The 15,834-nt window shown below is 50.9% G+C and carries 14 protein-coding genes; all 14 read left to right on the top strand.

Annotated elements, in window-relative coordinates:
* Nucleotides 1-269: 269 nt before the first annotated feature.
* Genes tssB through EVX52_RS07255 form a run of 14 tightly spaced genes read left to right on the top strand, consistent with a single transcriptional unit; the run spans nucleotide 270 to nucleotide 15,823 of the window.
* Nucleotides 270-749, top strand: coding sequence for a type VI secretion system contractile sheath small subunit (gene tssB, locus EVX52_RS07190; RefSeq protein ID WP_129953645.1), 480 nt, complete (start codon nucleotides 270-272; stop codon nucleotides 747-749).
* Nucleotides 746-2,227: a type VI secretion system contractile sheath large subunit gene (gene tssC, locus EVX52_RS07195; RefSeq protein ID WP_129953644.1), complete on the top strand. Its 1,482-nt coding sequence runs from the start codon at nucleotides 746-748 to the stop codon at nucleotides 2,225-2,227. The genes tssB and tssC overlap by 4 nt, the downstream gene beginning before the upstream one ends.
* 29 nt (nucleotides 2,228-2,256) lie before the next feature.
* The gene (locus EVX52_RS07200; RefSeq protein ID WP_129990973.1) at nucleotides 2,257-2,748 is read left to right on the top strand and encodes a type VI secretion system tube protein Hcp; all 492 of its coding nucleotides are present in this window, start codon (nucleotides 2,257-2,259) and stop codon (nucleotides 2,746-2,748) included.
* Between the two features lie 52 nt (nucleotides 2,749-2,800).
* Nucleotides 2,801-3,217, top strand: coding sequence for a GPW/gp25 family protein (locus EVX52_RS07205; RefSeq protein WP_129990974.1), 417 nt, complete (start codon nucleotides 2,801-2,803; stop codon nucleotides 3,215-3,217).
* Between the two features lie 12 nt (nucleotides 3,218-3,229).
* Entirely contained in the window at nucleotides 3,230-5,032 is a 1,803-nt protein-coding gene (gene tssF, locus EVX52_RS07210) for a type VI secretion system baseplate subunit TssF (protein ID WP_129990975.1), read from the top strand.
* Nucleotides 5,023-5,970, top strand: a complete 948-nt coding sequence (gene tssG, locus EVX52_RS07215; RefSeq protein WP_129953640.1) for a type VI secretion system baseplate subunit TssG — start codon at nucleotides 5,023-5,025, stop codon at nucleotides 5,968-5,970. The genes tssF and tssG overlap by 10 nt, the downstream gene beginning before the upstream one ends.
* A gap of 2 nt (nucleotides 5,971-5,972) precedes the next feature.
* Entirely contained in the window at nucleotides 5,973-7,886 is a 1,914-nt protein-coding gene (locus EVX52_RS07220) for a type VI secretion system Vgr family protein (RefSeq protein ID WP_129990976.1), read from the top strand.
* Nucleotides 7,887-7,899: 13 nt separating this feature from the next.
* On the top strand, nucleotides 7,900-8,415 hold the full coding sequence (locus EVX52_RS07225; protein WP_129953638.1) for a hypothetical protein: 516 nt from the start codon (nucleotides 7,900-7,902) through the stop codon (nucleotides 8,413-8,415).
* Nucleotides 8,415-8,714 carry a PAAR domain-containing protein gene (locus tag EVX52_RS07230; RefSeq protein ID WP_129953637.1) on the top strand — a complete coding sequence of 100 codons (300 nt, stop codon included), beginning with the start codon at nucleotides 8,415-8,417 and terminating at the stop codon, nucleotides 8,712-8,714. Before EVX52_RS07225 ends, EVX52_RS07230 begins: the two co-directional genes overlap by 1 nt.
* Nucleotides 8,715-8,725: 11 nt before the next feature.
* A complete protein-coding gene (gene tssA / locus EVX52_RS07235; RefSeq protein WP_129953636.1) occupies nucleotides 8,726-9,790 on the top strand; it encodes a type VI secretion system protein TssA in 1,065 nt (354 codons plus the stop codon).
* 8 nt (nucleotides 9,791-9,798) lie between these two features.
* Nucleotides 9,799-10,362, top strand: coding sequence for a type VI secretion lipoprotein TssJ (locus EVX52_RS07240; RefSeq protein WP_240782851.1), 564 nt, complete (start codon nucleotides 9,799-9,801; stop codon nucleotides 10,360-10,362).
* Entirely contained in the window at nucleotides 10,362-11,756 is a 1,395-nt protein-coding gene (gene tssK, locus EVX52_RS07245) for a type VI secretion system baseplate subunit TssK (RefSeq protein WP_129953634.1), read from the top strand. The genes EVX52_RS07240 and tssK overlap by 1 nt, the downstream gene beginning before the upstream one ends.
* On the top strand, nucleotides 11,753-12,379 hold the full coding sequence (locus EVX52_RS07250; RefSeq protein WP_129953633.1) for a DotU family type IV/VI secretion system protein: 627 nt from the start codon (nucleotides 11,753-11,755) through the stop codon (nucleotides 12,377-12,379). The genes tssK and EVX52_RS07250 overlap by 4 nt, the downstream gene beginning before the upstream one ends.
* A gap of 6 nt (nucleotides 12,380-12,385) precedes the next feature.
* Nucleotides 12,386-15,823 carry a type VI secretion system protein gene (locus EVX52_RS07255; RefSeq protein ID WP_129953632.1) on the top strand — a complete coding sequence of 1,146 codons (3,438 nt, stop codon included), beginning with the start codon at nucleotides 12,386-12,388 and terminating at the stop codon, nucleotides 15,821-15,823.
* The last annotated feature ends 11 nt before the right edge of the window (nucleotides 15,824-15,834 follow it).

Here is a 15,834-nt window from a genome sequence, read left to right on the forward strand (position 1 = left end):
ATTTAATATTTGACGATTTTTTTTGTTTTTATAAAAAAAAACGTGTATTCATTTTTATATTTACCAAAATAAAATACCGTGAAACTCTTTTATTACCCTTATGAAAATAATGAATGCTATGCTGTATTTGTTTGTTTTTTAAAGTGAAAATAAAAAGCTTTAGCAAAAGTGAATGTATTAGTAAGCAATCGGCCATGTGAAATCCAATAATTACTGTTTATTATCACGCCCATATTAACTCTCTCTTTCAACATTATGGTGATTTATCCGTGAGCAATACACAATATAAACTGAGCAAGGCGCGTCCCCCTCGCGTTCAAATTACGTACGACGTGGAAGTTGGCGGTGCTGAAGCGAAAAAAGAATTACCTCTGGTCATGGGGGTTATCGGGAATTTTGCTAATGATGACATGCCTCTGCGCGACCGCCGTTTCACGCACATTGATAAAGACAACTTTAATAATGTTATGGAAGGAATGAAACCGGCGGTGGAAATGCTGGTTGAAAGTACTTTACCCGAAAAAGAAGGCCAGATGGCTATTGCGCTGGAATTCAACTCTATGGATGACTTCTCTCCTGAAAACGTGGTGATGCAGGTTGAACCGTTGCGCAAACTTCTTGAATTGCGTGAGCAACTGAGTGATTTGCGCAACAGAACTGCCAGCAATGATCGCCTGAAAGAACAGTTGGTGGAGTTATTAGAGGGGATGGCGAAAGACGCAGAACCTGTTAAAGGAGATGCAGAATGAGTGATATCCAGGTCATGAATGCCACAGCTCAGGCTGAGCAGTCCGGTGATTATCTTGATCAGATTATCGATAATACTCAGGCTATCCGCCGGGAATCCGATCGGAATAAAGTAAAAAGTCAGCTGGATAATCTTCTTACAGAGGTGGCATCAGGGGCGGTCATTGTTTCCAATGATTTGGTCGGTAGCATCGAAGCCCGTATTGCCGCCATCGATGAATTGCTGTCTTCCCAGGTCAGTAAAATTATTCAGGCTCCTGAATTCCAACGTATGGAATCTTCCTGGCGTGGGCTGCATAAACTTGTGCAAAGCAGTGTCACGGAAAATACCAAAGTGCGGGTCTTTAACTGCACGAAGAAAGAGTTACTGCGTGATTTTAAATCTGCTTCCGACTTCGATCAGTCCTCATTATTCAAAAGTATTTATGAAAGCGAATACGGTACCTTTGGCGGTGATCCTTATTCAGCGTTTGTGGGCGATTTTGAATTCGACTGCATGCCGGAAGATGTCCAGCTGTTGGAGCAGATTTCGCATGTGGCTGCTGCTGCTCACGCACCATTCCTCAGTGCCGCGAATCCTGGCATGTTTGCTATGGGTTCCTTCTCGGAAATGCCGCGTCCGCGTGACCTGAGTAAATTGTTCGAAACCTCTGACTATGCCCGCTGGAAATCCTTCCGCCAGAGTGACGATTCACGTTATGTTGGCTTAACGCTGCCACGCGTCATTGGTCGTCTGCCTTATGGGGCAAAAACTGTATCCATAGATGCGTTTAATTTTGAAGAAAAAATTGACGAAAATAATGATGGCGCCAGCTATTTGTGGGTAAACGCGGCTTATGATTTGGCCGGCCGTATGGTCGAGGCATTTGAAGAATACGGCTGGTGTGCTGCAATCCGCGGTGTTGAAGGCGGCGGTTTGGTGAAATCACTGCCAGCTTATAACTATATTTCGCAGACCGGCGAAAAAATCATGCAATGCCCGACAGAAGTGGCGATTTCTGACCGCCGCGAAAAAGAATTAGCTGAGCTGGGTTTTATTCCCCTCATTTATTGCAAAGGTACAGATTATGCGGCGTTCTTCGCTGTGCAATCCGCTAATAAACCGCGTAAATATGATTCTGAACTGGCGAATGCCAACGCCAAATTGTCAAGTCAGTTGCAATATATTATGACAACGTCGCGCTTTGCTCATTATTTAAAATCCATCGTGCGCGATAAAGTGGGCAGCTTTATGTCCAAATCTGAATGCCAGAATTTCCTGCAAAACTGGATCAACCAATATGTTGTGGGTTCAGATAATGTGGGACCAACGATTAAAGCAAGCCATCCGTTACGTGAGGCTGTGGTCGAAGTTGTTGATGTACCAGGTTCTCCGGGCAGTTATCGCGCCGTGGCGTATTTAAAACCGCATTTCCAGCTTGAAGGGCTCAGCATGTCGCTGCGTCTGGTAGCGGAACTTCCTGCATCAACGGGTGCATAAATACTTAATCGTAAAAATAAGGATATATAATGGCTACTGAATCGCTTTTTATGAAAATTGAAGGTATCAAAGGCACAGTAAGTAATAAAGGTTATGAAGGTTGGATCTCCATTGAAAATATGACTTTCGGTGTTTCCAGCACGCCTAACATTGATAATGCCAGCGAGCAGGTAAACGGCGCTGGTGCGCGTTTTGATTCAATCTTATTTTCAAAAGTAATGGATTCGACGTCTACTCAGTTAACCGTTATGGTGGCGGAAGGCAGCAATATTAGTGAAATTACCCTGGTTAAGGTATCCATGCAGGGTTCTAAGCCGGTTGAAGCTGCCAAACTGATCTATAAAAACTGTGTACTGAGTAGCTACAATTTCAATGCTTATTCAGCCGGGGATATACCGTGTGAAAATCTGAGCTTTGTGTATGGTGCGATGTCATTTGAAACCAATATGGTTGAGCCAGATGGCAAAACCAGCAAACAAGGTCCTATGGGTTGGAGCGTGATTGAAAATACCAAACTGTAATTTTTAAAACAACAGTGCACACCGCAGGCGTGCACTGGATTAAGGCTTATTGATGAAAAGCTTATTACAGCTATTATCTGACAATAACCCAAAAGATCATAATGACCTGACTGAGGTAGAAGACAAAAACAGCGTACTCATTGATGAGATATTGTTGCTTTTATCTTCGCGCCCCCGATGTTATCACATTGATAATACTCCACTGATTAATGAATCGATCCTTAATTATGGAGTCAATGACGCTTTTTCCAGTGATACGCCCCGTCTTGAGCGTAATGCCATTATGCAATCACGTATCGAAATGGCATTACGGCGCTTTGAACCAAGATTGAAAAATGTCTGCGTGACACCCGGGGAAGAAAAGGGAAGTCTTTGTTCATTCATTATTGATGCTGAAACATTCAATGGTGAGGTTCGCTATCGTCTGGTGTGGGACGATGTCATCAGTCAATTCTCTCTGCGTGATTAACGAGTATTCATAATGTTGGCGAAAAAATTAATTTCTTATTATCAGAATGAACTCGCTTACCTCAAAACGCAGGGAAAGGCGTTCGCCCGTCATTTTCCAAAAGTCGCCAGGCGCTTAGGAATGTCAGAAGGCACATCAGAAGATCCGCATATTGAACGAATTATTGAGTCCTTTGCGCTGGTCACCGCACAGATTCAGCAACGTCTCGATGAGGATATGCCGGAAGTAACTGATGCGTTACTGACGGTATTGGCTCCGCAATTTCTGCGTCCTTTTCCCTCGGTTTGCGTTGTACAGATGCAGCCGGACAGTAAAATCAGCGCGCTGACAGCCAGTAACCGCATCGATGCCGGAACGACATTATATTCCCGTCCGGTGAACGGGCAAGTTTGCCATTTCCGCACCACGTATCCGGTTACCCTTCAGCCTGTCAGCCTGCATAAAGTCAGTCTGCATCTGGATGCCGATGACATGAGCTGGGGTCTGAAAATTCAGTTGTCAGTCTGGCCGGGTGCCACAGTGTCGGCAGATTCTCTGAGGTTACATCTCAGTGGTGCCAGCCGAATCGTAAATATCCTTTATACCTTGTTGTGCAGTGAAGTTGAGTCACTGACACTTTTCCAGCAGGGGGAGAGTTATACGCTGTCACCGCACGCTATTCGTGCCGTGGGTTTCGGTGAAAATGAAGGTCTGCTTGCAGGCGATTCACGGGTTTCACCCACTCACAGCCTGTTACAGGACTATTTTTTCTTCCCGCAAAAATTTCATTTTATTGATATGCCGTTGCCCGCTGGCATGGTGGCGGGCAGTCAGAGCGAGCTTTCACTGGTGGTGAAATTTAACCGCTGCATGATAGCGCGCCAGCTGGAAAAAATAGCCGGTGCGGTGAATGAAAGCCTGTTTCTGCTCAACTGTACGCCTGTTGTCAATCTTTTCGCCCACCGGGCCGAGCCGATTTCGCCCGATCACGAAACGGCAGAATATCCGGTTATCCCTGATATTCGTCATCAGGATGCGATGGAAGTCTGGTCTGTAGACAGCGTGTCGGCAATGCGCAAGCAGGGTAATGAAACACAGTCCCGGCCCATCTATCCATTGTTTGGTTTAGACCATTCAGCCAGTGACGGTGAAACCGGCTTGTTCTGGCAATGTATGCGACGTGAAACCATGCACAATGATGGCGTCACGACCTCGCTATTTATCGCTTTTTCTGACCGGGGAGAACGTCCGTTAGCGCCCGGCTGCGACATTGTCAGCATGAACCTGACCTGCACCAATCGCGATATTCCCGGTGCCATGCGCAACGGCGATCCTGAGGGGGATTTCGAATCAGAACTGCCGATTGCAGGCATGAAAATTATTGCGCTGACACGCCCGACGCTGCCGGTCAGGCCGCCGGCGAAACAAGCTACGCGCTGGCGTTTGATTTCTCAGCTTTCACTCAACCATATGCTGATCAGTGGACCCGAAGGTGCCCGTGTACTCAGGGAATCACTGGCGCTGTACAACTTTGTCGATAATCCGGGCATTACCCGCCTGATCAACCTGATCCTGCATGTTGAGACTACCCCGGTCATTACCCGGCTGGCGCCTTCGGATCCCCGTTCCATGGCACGGGGAATAGAGATCCGTATTACCTTTGCCAGCGAAGCGGCCGAAGAAGTTGAGTATTTTCTCCTGTGTCGCTTTATCGATTGTTTTCTGGCGTTGTATGCACCGGTCAACAGTTTCACCCGGGTAGTCACCTGCATTGACTCACCGGGGGACATTGCACGGACATGGCCTGTGCGTGCAGGAAGGCTGTCATGGATCTAAGCAATATCCTCAGTCCACATAACTTTTTCCAACAGGTGCGTCTGTTGTTACGCAAGCTGACCAGAGCACAGGGAGAAGACAGCAAACGGGTTCTGGAAGAGCAGATTTATTTCATTTCCCCGCTCTCGCTGGATGCGCCGAAAGGCGATATTACGTCAGTCACCCCGCTTGAGCAGCAGCGCTGGCAAGTGGAAGTGGCGGCTCACGGGCTGACGGGGGCACTGGGCGCGTTACCGACGGTTTACACCGAGTGGATGATTGACCGCTATTACCGCCATGGGGACAAAACGGCCAAAGCTTTTCTGGACATTTTTAACCACCGGCTGCACAGCCTGCGCTACCTCGCCTGGCAGAAATATCATTATTACGCCATGGCGGAATTCAGTGCAACACGGCCACTGAGTCAGGCCATCCGTGCATTATCGGGCGTGGCAAACAGCACACCTTCCCTGCAACAGGAGCAGTTTGCTGATTTATTTGCACATTCAGTGCGCTCAATGCTCAACGTTGAAACCTGGTTAAAACACCGTTTTTCCGTGGCGGCGAAAGTCACGCCTTTCACCGGCGGATGGCAGGTTATGGATCCCAGCCTGTGTTGCCGGCTGGGAGAACCGTCACAAACGCTGGCCGTTGCCCCTATGATCGGCAGCGTGTATTGGGACCGGCAATCACATTTTACGGTGACGCTCGGACCGGTGCCGATGAAGAACGCCGGCCTTTTTTTGCCTAAGGGAAAGCACTATCAAAATCTGTGGTCACATTTGCGTGAATACGTGGGCCAAGGTCTGGATTTTGATATTGAGCTGCTGATCGAAAATACAACGAACGTCGCTACCCTGCTGGGAAACGGGCAACTCGGGCTGGATATTTGTCTCGGGCCTTCCGGGGACACAGACCAGCATAAAATTCGTTTACCCGTCTTCCGGGAAGGAAAATAAAAATGTCGAAAACACTAGGGCAAGACAACCGGTTTATCCGTTTCATTGGCGATACCGCCAGTTCACTGGCTCTGATGCATATCGAAGGTGATGAACAGTTCTCCGAGACCTTCAGTTATCAGATTCAGTTTCGCACGTCGTTAATCACCCCGCAGATGGGACGTTTTTTGGGGCATGAAATGGCCTGTGAGATTGGCCGTGGTAACCAAAAGCGCTACGTGCACGGTGTGCTGACACAGATTAAAGAAGACAATAATGTTGATGGCATCAGCACCTTCATCGGTACGCTGGAACCGCGTATGGCGTTACTGCGTCTCGGGCGTAATCTGGCAGTTTTCCAGAATATTACCGTACCGGATTTAGTCTGCAAACTGCTGCGCCAGCACAACATCAGCCACATTGATTTACGCCTGCGGGAGACTTACCAGCCGCGCGAATACTGCATCCAATATCGAGAATCCGATTTCGACTTCATCAGCCGTCTTCTCGAACAGGAAGGCATCTATTACTTCTTCCAGCATGATGCAGGGCAGCACACCCTGGTACTGGCGGATCATCCGTCCAGCCATCAGTCGGGCAAAACGGCAGAATTGCCCTTTATGCCACTGCAAGGGCGAGGCAATGGCGTGGGTATCCTGAACTGGGTGGCATGTTCTTCACTGGCGGCCTCTTCCGTGATGCTCAATGGTTTTAACATGGTGCAGGCGACCCGTGTTGAAGGTGAATCGAAAGCCACGGCGGCGGAATATTCCGTGCCGGGTGTCAGCTATGTTGATGCACATGGTCATGAAAAACGCGAATTACTGCAATCAGAAGCCCGGCTGAAGATGGAGCAACTCGAGGCAGATAACCAACAATTCCACGCCGAGGCCAGCGTGTGGTGGTTAAGTTGCGGCGATAAATTCCTTCTGAGCGGACATCCTTCTTGTCAGGGACACTACCTTATCAAATCGGTTCATATGCATGCATCGAGCAACATTGATGACGGGCAACCTGATTTTGGCTACACGCTCACGGTACTGAAGGACAACCTTTCCTGGCGTCCGCCGTGCCTCACCAGAAAACCTGAAATCGCCGGCATTCTGACTGCCATCGTGGTCGGGCCTGAATCAGAAGAGGTTCACACGGATGAATATGGCCGCATTAAAATTCAGTTCCCGTGGGATCGTGAAAACAAACATGACGATGGCAGTTCCTGCTGGGTGCGGGTTTCACAGCCGTGGGCAGGCGGGCGATTTGGTGCCATGTTCCTGCCTCGCGTCAACAGTGAGGTTACCGTCAGCTTTGTGCATGGCAACCCTGATTATCCCCTGGTGACCGGCTCAGTATACAACGGACAGAATAAACCCCCGCTGAGCCTGCCTGAGGAGAAAAATCATGCCGGATTCGTTTCACGCAGTTCCCTCAACGGTAATGTTGAAGAAGGGCATCAATTGCGTTTCGACGATAAAAAAGGCGAAGAGCGTCTGATCATGACCTCACAAAAAGATTTGCTGCTGACGGTGAAAAACGACGTCACCACGCGTATTACCAAAAACGTCACCAAAACCATTGGTGAGAACCGTACGACCGAGTTAACCAAAGGTAATGAAAGCCTGACGCTTAAACAGGGTGATTATGCCCTGGACATTAAAGGCAATCTGCAGGAAAGCCTGACCAGTGGTAACCATCAGCTAAAAATCAGTGGCGGTGGCAGTACGGTCAAAGCGGACAAAGCTTGCGTCATTGAATCCACCCAGTCTATCGAATTAAAAGTCGGTAGCAGCAAAATCACCCTTTCTCCTTCCGGCATTACGCTGAGCGGCACCACGATCAACATTGAAGGGAAGGGGACGGCAGAACTTAAAGGCGCGATGGTCACTGTTCAGGGGAGTGGTATGACCCAGATCAAGGGCGGCGTGACGAAAATTGGCTGAGGAAATGAATAACATGAAAGAAAAATTGCTCACGCCGGAAGCGCTTGCTGCTTACAACCCGCTGCAAAACGGTGCAGAAAATGCCGCGCAGCTGATGATGGCAGGCCGTTGGGAAGATGCGCTGGCAAGCGTGGTTGCTGATGTTGCACAGAAGAAACTGCTGGCGTGGACGCTGCAACAAGCGCTGAGTCGCCCTGAATCTCAGGAACCTGCGGTGCGGCAATGCGCCAGTGAAATCCATCAGTGGCTGGCAGAGCCTGAGGATGACCGGCGTTTCCGTATTTTCCAGCAGGCAGAGCTGCTCGGTTTTGATACCCCGGTTGGTGCGCTCGGCTTATCCGTGTTCTGGATGCAAGGCAGCATGACCCCGGCAGAGTTCGAGGCGGTGTACCCCGAATCTCATTTATCTCACCTGATGCTCCATTGTGCGCTGAAATTGCTCAGTGTGGGGATAGCGGGAGAAGACGCCCCCCTGAAGGGCGCTCAGAATCTACTTTCTGAGTGGCACGCTACCCGGGGAGGTGACTGATGGGAAAGCCCGCTGCCCGCGTTGGTGATATGCATTTTTGCCCGATGGTGACCCCCGGCCTCCCCCCGATCCAACACGTTGGCGGGCCGGTGTCCACACCCGGTACGCCAACGGTGTTTATCGGAGGCATGCCCGCCGCGATCCTGGGATCGATGGCGGTCTGCGTCGGTCCACCGGATTCGGTAGTGATGGGCAGCACGAAAGTGCTGATTGGCAATAAACCTGCAGCGCGTATGGGTGACAGTACCGCGCATGGCGGAACCATTACTGCGGGTTGTCCGACCGTCCTGATTTCTTAGAGCGTATTGACATGATAATGAATTTTGAGCCATTGCTCGCCCCGGTCAGTGACGAACAGCCCGTTGGCCGCAATATGGAATATGAGCCGATCTATAACGAAATCCGTGAGGCGCGGGAAAGCGATCCTGATTATTTGCCGCAGGGAGAATGGGCTACTCAATTGCGTAAAGCCGACTGGAGCAAAGTCATCCGCTTAAGCTCGCAAGTGTTACAGAAAGAAAGCAAGGATTTGCAGGTCGCCTGCTGGCTGACCGAAGGCCTTGGACAGCAACATGGGATCAGCGGCTTGCTGGACGGTATCGGTTTCCTGATAGCGTTTATGCAAACTTACTGGCAAAAGGGCTGGCCGGAGCTGGATGAAGACGGCGTGATGATCCGTCATGGCATGCTCAATCGTGTGGACCGTCAGCTGGCGCAGATGCTGCATTGTCATCCTCTGTTTGGGCAGCCGGAAAGCACGCTCGATCACTGGCGTAAGGTGCTCGCCTATGAACACCGGGTGACGATGAAACCAGACAGCGCTGCCGAACGGGGCGGTGACGATGATTTCTCTATGGATACCTTCAACCGCTGGGCCGCGACACTGGATCCGCAGAAAGTCGCCGCGCAAAACGAGGTATTAGCCCGACTGGTGACCACGCTGGATACGTTTGAGGTCCTCTATGGTCAGCTGAATCCGCAGGCAGATTCTCTGGCGATGGGGCAGTTGCGCAGCGCAACCGCTGAAATTCAGGAGTATCTGAAACGTCTGTTTGACCGTGCAGCACCGGCTTATGACGATGTGATGACTCTTAACGTATTAACGCCGGAAGAAGATGAACAGAATACTGGCGTCAGTTCACTCATGAATAACACTCAGAAACAAACGATGTCACGGGATCTGGCCATCAGTCAGATGCTGACCATTGCCCATTTTTTTCGTCAGACCGAACCGTCAAGCCCCGTCCCTTTCCTGATGGAGCGAGCGGCGCGTTGGGCTGCCATGACGTTGACCGAATGGCTGGAAGAGATGTTGCAGGATGACAGCAGCATGCGTGATATCAACAACGTACTGAAAGGGCACGGCAGAGAATGAGGGGGAAAATGAGACTGACCGGGCTGGTGCTCGGCGTCATGCTGCTGGCAGGTTGTACATCAGATGATGGGCAAAGCCAACAGAAGGCGATCAGCGAAGTGGCTGCGCCTTTCGCCAGCGGCGCTATTACCCTGCAACTGCGGGCTGAACCCGGGCTGAACAGCCTGAATGATATGGCCAACAGCTGTACGGTATTACTGCTACAAGCTAAGGATAAACCGACGCTGGATAAGATGCTGGATAACCCTGCAATACTGAAAAGTTTGTTTGCCGGTGCAGGCAGTGAAGGCGATGTTTTGCAGGTGGATCGTTACGTCATGATGCCGGGACAAACCAACACGTTGCATATCGATCGCGCCCGGGATACCCGCAATGTGGCGCTGGTTGCGGGCTATTATCCGTTTCCGGTGAAGAAACACATGGTCAGCACAGAGGTGCCGGTGGATGTGGAAAGCACAGGCTGGTGGGAACCCGTCTGGCATGCGCATTTAGCGCCGGTCACGCTCTCCGTCACCTTAGGCAGTGAAAGCATTGTCAGTTCAGATATCCCCGTTGCCGGAGAGAAAAAATAATGTATCCAGAACAACAGCAGATCTACTGGCATTCCGGGCTTTATCTGCAACCGCAGCATTTTCAGTCAATTGACCTGCATTATGAATGGAACCTCGCGGAGCATTTGCGTCTGGCGCAGCCTTATAATTACGGGCTGATTGAGGTCAGCATCAATGAAGCAGCACTGAGCGATTATGTCATCAGTGTCGAGCAGTTCCGTTGTATTTTGCCCGGTGGTACCTTGCTGTCACAGCCCGGTAATAGCCGCGTTGAACAACGTAACTTCCGTGATTTCTGGAAACAGCGCGATCAGCCTCTGACCCTATGGCTGGCTTTGCGCCGTTTCGATCCGCTGCACAGCAATGTCACCACATTGGAAAGAGAGCATGATCGTGCTGTCACGCGTTGGATCAATACCAGCGAAGAGCGGGTGATGAAAGACGTCTATGATCATGCGCCGGACGCTGCAGTGGCCCGCCTGTGCTACAACGTCAGATTGCTGACGGACGTTGAAAAAGATGATGCTGTTGATTGCGAATGCATTCCTCTCACCCGGCTGCGTTATGAAAACGAAAAGGTGTCCCTCGATCCGACATTCTCGCCACCCTCCGTGACGCTTTTTGGATCATTCAGCCTCGGCAAGCTGATAGACACTATTTATTTTGAACTGAGTGCGCGGGCCAGAAAGCTTGAAGAATACAAACGCTCAGAGCGGCTGGTCAGCGATGCCGACCGTGGCGATCAGGTAACACAATTGTTAGCTATGCGCTCCCTTAACCGGGTGCTACCGCAACTGAAAAATTTCTGTCAGGCGCGTCAGGTTCATCCGTGGCATATCTACAATATGTTATGCCAGCTTGTCGGCGAACTTTCCTCATTCAATGACAGCTGCTCCTTTCTGGGAGAGTGGCATGACGGCGAAAATTCGCTGCAAACCTACAATCATCATCAATTGCTGGATTGTTTCGAGAGTGCCCGTAAGACGCTGATCACCCTGCTGAACAGTCTGGTACTTGAAGATAACACGTACATCACGCTGGAAAACGATCTTCAGGGCGTGTTCACCGGCAGCTTTGACAGTGCGCAGAGTAAAAATGCCGAATCAGTACTGCTGCTGTTACGTTCTGCCAATATGCCGATGGAAAATCGTCAGATCAAAAATCCGGGCGGTATCAAACTGGCCTCGCCAAAAATGATTGAACTGCTGATCCAGCATGCTCTTCCGGGCATTCCGGTAATACATTGTCCACAGCCTCCGCGTGGTGTGCCAAACCGCAGCGATTCACATTATTTCCTGGTCGAGCAGGACAGTGAATTGTGGAACAAAGCCCGCCAGCACAGCAAAATTTCCTTCTACTGGCCTGATATGCCGGAAGATCTTCAGGTACAGATTATATTTGTGGTGCCCTCATGATGAGTTTGCTGAATTGTTATTTACCGTTGTTTCGTTATGTGACGGCATTTTTTATTCATCCGCAGGAATATCCGGATTACAGTGCATTTCGCGAAAAAAGCATTTCCTTATTACAACAGGCGCTGCTTGAGTCAGAACGTCATCATGAATCCGGAGAATGTCAGGATGCTTATTTCGCGGTGGTGCTTTGGGTGGATGAGCGGGTACTAAGATCCCGCGCGGACTGGGTGAAAGAATGGCGAAGTAATCTGCTGCAGAAATATTATTTTGATATTTCTGTGGGGGGCGAAGCATTTTTCGAAAGGCTGGATGGAACGGATAAAAACAATATTCCACTGAGAATGGTGTATCTGTTTTGTCTGCTGATGGGCTTCCACGGAAAATATACCGCGCAGGATGCACAGCTTTTGCAGCAACGCATCGAAGATGAGCGGCAGTGCTTGCCGCAAGCCTGGCGACAGTGGCCAAACGATGCCTTGCTGGTTGAACAGGAGGCTGGCGGCGATGATAAAAATAAAACGATAGTGAAAAAGCTCCGCCAGCGTAAAGGATTGTTGCTCACACTGCCTGTGATCACCTATTTAGTGATTTTGTCCACCGGCTTAGGAATATTTTCCAGGTAAACCACTATGTTTAAAAAATTACTTTCCTTTGTCGCATGGACACTATTTCTGTGCCTGTTATTTATTGTTTGCGTCGTAATGTCTGTTGCTTTGGGACAGACTCTTTTGCATGCATTACTACTCTGGCTGATATTGATCCTCGTCGTTTTATTTTCCCGGTTTATCTGGGGTTCGGTTTCCGGTATTGCCCAGATAAAATATATTTCCTCCCTGAAGTCAAAATTTAAACTCACCCGGCTGGAATATGTTTTATTCGAACACTGGAAAACCGGTGCCGCAGTCATTAAGCGCATCAGAAGACGCAAACAACCGCTCCCCTGGTTTGTACTGACTGGTGGACGAAGCGGTAAAACGACGCTGATGGCCGGTGCAGGATTGCCGCTGTTTTCCAATGAGCCTGAAAGCTCCCTGGTGGTACCGACACGGACCTTACGCTGGTGGTTTTTTCGCTCTGTGGGTTTTCTCGATCTCTCCAGCCATTTTCTGAGTAAAACGCCAGCCTTCGAGCGAGGCTGGTTACGTCTGGTGAACTGGTGTGCCCGCCTGCCGGCGCCAGCTGGCATCGTGGTGTGTGTGTCGGTCAGTGAGTTGCTCGAAAAAGATGACGCCGAACTGCATCTGCATGCGCGGCATATCCGTACGCAGATTGAACCTCTGGTCAGTAAAGTCAGACGCCGCCTGCCGGTATACCTGTTTATCACCTGCTGTGATCGGGTACCGGGTTTCAGCAACTGGGCCCATAAACTTTCCGCCGCACAGCGGGAGCAACCGCTCGGTTACTACTGGCGCTATTCCCCTATCGTCGATGGGAAAGATCCGGCCTTGCTGGACCCGCTGTTTACCTGTGTGAAAGACGGGCTGGATAAAGTCCGTGTCAGCATGCTTTCCGGCGGTGAACCGGATGGCGACACGTTGGCGCTGATGGACTTTCCGGAGCAACTGCCCCAATTGCAACCCGCACTGCAACGTTACCTGGCCGCCTTGTGTGAGCCGGACGTTTATTTTCAACCCGCGGCGCTGGGTGGCATCTGGTTTACTGCCACCGAACCCGTCAGCAAAAACAGTGCTTCACGTCAGGCTTTCTTTATCCATGACCTGATGACGCGGTTATTGCCAGCACTCAGCCGTCAGCGTGAAATTGAACCTGTCGGTTTTGGCCGTCGTTATCTGCACAAATGGGGCGCGATGACATTCAGTGCGCTGGCGATCACTTATCTGCTGATTGGTGGTTATTTCACCCGTTGCCTTACTGAGGGTACGCCGGCACAAATGGATGTCGCGGCGCAGGTTCAGCAGCTTGAGAACATCGAAAACTGGCATACGCATCCGCTGAAATATTTTCCTTTTGTCCCCGTTCTCAACCATCGTCATGCGCAGCTTGAGGCCAGCATTCTTGCTGCATCTGTACGCGATAAAGTGAATCTGAATGAGATAGCCGATAATTACCAGCGGCAGTTTACAGATGCCGTTCCACAGCAAAAACGCGTAATGATTCTGGACCTGGCAAGGACGCTTATCACCAAACAGGCCATGTGGGAAAAACAGCCCGTCAGTGAGCTGATAAAACAGGCACCGGTTCCGGCGGCGCTCAGCATGACGGGGGCGACGGTGCCTTTATCACATCAGCAGGACGTGGTGCTGCAACGGGCGCTGCTACAGCTGCCGGAAGGGGGCCAGCAACTGACGGTATTGCGTGAATTGCTGGGCCGTCTGGTCAACAGTGATCCACAGATGGCATGGCTGATAGCCCCTTCAGACGATCTGATGCCGGTGAGTGTGACGGATTTCCTGCCCTCCTCTGAGGACATAACGCAGGTCAGCGGTCTGTGGACCCTGCAGGGCACTGCGCAAATTCAGGGCTGGCTGGAGGATATCCGCCGTGCAGGGGGTGAGCAGGTTCCGATGCCTGAACTGGCAGCCTTTGAACAGCGCTGGCCTGACCTGCGTCAGACGCAATGGATGACGTTGATGCTGGCGATGAACCGGCAAGCCGCCCCTGTGCTGACCAGTGAACAGTGGCAAACCGCGTTGATTGCAATCGACCAGGGTAACAGCCCGTCGATGAAATTTGCCCGTTATGTGAATGAACAACTCGGGGATATCAGCACTCAGGATGCCGCGCAGTGGTTGCGCGAGCTACGCCGGTTGAATCAGTTACAAACCATGTCGGCACAGGGCGCGCGGGTTCCACATATCAGCAAAATCCAGCAATTCATTCAGAAGAAAATTTCAGTGTTGCTGAAAACCGACAGCAAAACGCTGACACCGGTGCTTTCCGATCTCAATGTGAAAAACTGGAGTGCCTGGAAAACCAGCCTGAATGCGGCGGTTTCGGATGTATTTGCCACTCCGAAAAGCAGCGATCGCCTGACCCGCGGGTTGTTCCAGACCGGTGCGGCGGGAGACAGCAATCCTTTACAACTGCTGGACAGCCGTTTCAACGTGCTGCGTAAAAGCTTATCTGCGGAACGGGACGATTTTGCCACCAACGCGGTCTGGACGCTCTATCAGAACGATGCACACTGGCTGGTTGCACATGCTATGCAGCGTTCTGCCTGCTGGCTTGAGCAACAGTGGAAAAGCCGGGTGCTATGGCCGATGGAAAATAACGCCAGCCGTCTGGAATATGAGGAGCAACAGGATTTGGCATGGCAATACCTGTCTGATTTTATTCGCGGGCCGGCAAAAAGTGTGCTGGTGGTTGAAGACAACGGGCCAAAAGCAGGCGAGTTCAACGGACAGACGCCGGGACTGACGCCGGAATTTCTGCGAATGGTCAATCATGTTCTGCGTCCGGATGATGTGCTGGCGATGCCTGAACGTGAAAATACCCGCAATGACGATGCACTGGCCTCGCTGAAAGATGAACAAACCGATCTGGAGTCACAAATGGCGGAACTGGAAGCTAAACCGCTGGAACTGACCCTCAAAAGCCTGCCAGCCACCATTCCGGGCGGAGCACGACTGATGCCGGTGGGCACCCGCCTGACGCTGTTTTGTGATGAGCAGCAGTGGAAGCTAAACAGCATGAACTTCAGCGAGCAGGCGACATTCCGCTGGCGTCCTGGTCACTGTAGCCGCGCCACACTGATGATCAATTTCCCCGGTTTTGACCTGACTTATGAATATTTCGGAGACGCCGCCTGGCCGGATTTTCTGCACGATATTTCAGACGGGCAACGCCGCTTTAAAGCAGAGGATTTTCCTGATGAATCCGCGCAACTGGCAGTTCTGGGCATCAGGGAAGTCATGGTGCGTTATCAGTCCGGTCCACAGAACGCCCTCCAGGAACGCTGGCAACAGTGGCAGGCACTCAGTCAGGCGCTGAATGTTAATGCCCAGGCTCAGCAGGAGGCCAGCAGCAGAAAAGCGGAAAAAAAACGACCAACGGCATTGAAGAGCGCGTTCTCACAACTGCCTGTCCGTATCACCGAATGTCACTGAATGCCTGATTC

The sequence above is a fragment of the Rahnella sp. CFA14(1/10) genome (assembly GCF_004195095.1).
Lineage (GTDB): Bacteria > Pseudomonadota > Gammaproteobacteria > Enterobacterales > Enterobacteriaceae > Rahnella > Rahnella perminowiae.

Excerpts from the sequence above, each read along its gene's own strand:
- EVX52_RS07240 (WP_240782851.1), top strand. The coding sequence starts at position 9,799 with ATGAGACTGACCGGGCTGGTGCTCGGCGTCATGCTGCTGGCAGGTTGT.
- EVX52_RS07205 (WP_129990974.1), top strand. The coding sequence starts at position 2,801 with ATGAAAAGCTTATTACAGCTATTATCTGACAATAACCCAAAAGATCAT.
- EVX52_RS07250 (WP_129953633.1), top strand. The coding sequence starts at position 11,753 with ATGATGAGTTTGCTGAATTGTTATTTACCGTTGTTTCGTTATGTGACG.
- tssF (WP_129990975.1), top strand. The coding sequence starts at position 3,230 with ATGTTGGCGAAAAAATTAATTTCTTATTATCAGAATGAACTCGCTTAC.
- tssC (WP_129953644.1), top strand. The coding sequence starts at position 746 with ATGAGTGATATCCAGGTCATGAATGCCACAGCTCAGGCTGAGCAGTCC.
- EVX52_RS07230 (WP_129953637.1), top strand. The coding sequence starts at position 8,415 with ATGGGAAAGCCCGCTGCCCGCGTTGGTGATATGCATTTTTGCCCGATG.
- EVX52_RS07255 (WP_129953632.1), top strand. The coding sequence starts at position 12,386 with ATGTTTAAAAAATTACTTTCCTTTGTCGCATGGACACTATTTCTGTGC.
- tssK (WP_129953634.1), top strand. The coding sequence starts at position 10,362 with ATGTATCCAGAACAACAGCAGATCTACTGGCATTCCGGGCTTTATCTG.
- tssA (WP_129953636.1), top strand. The coding sequence starts at position 8,726 with ATGATAATGAATTTTGAGCCATTGCTCGCCCCGGTCAGTGACGAACAG.
- EVX52_RS07200 (WP_129990973.1), top strand. The coding sequence starts at position 2,257 with ATGGCTACTGAATCGCTTTTTATGAAAATTGAAGGTATCAAAGGCACA.
- tssG (WP_129953640.1), top strand. The coding sequence starts at position 5,023 with ATGGATCTAAGCAATATCCTCAGTCCACATAACTTTTTCCAACAGGTG.
- EVX52_RS07220 (WP_129990976.1), top strand. The coding sequence starts at position 5,973 with ATGTCGAAAACACTAGGGCAAGACAACCGGTTTATCCGTTTCATTGGC.
- EVX52_RS07225 (WP_129953638.1), top strand. The coding sequence starts at position 7,900 with ATGAAAGAAAAATTGCTCACGCCGGAAGCGCTTGCTGCTTACAACCCG.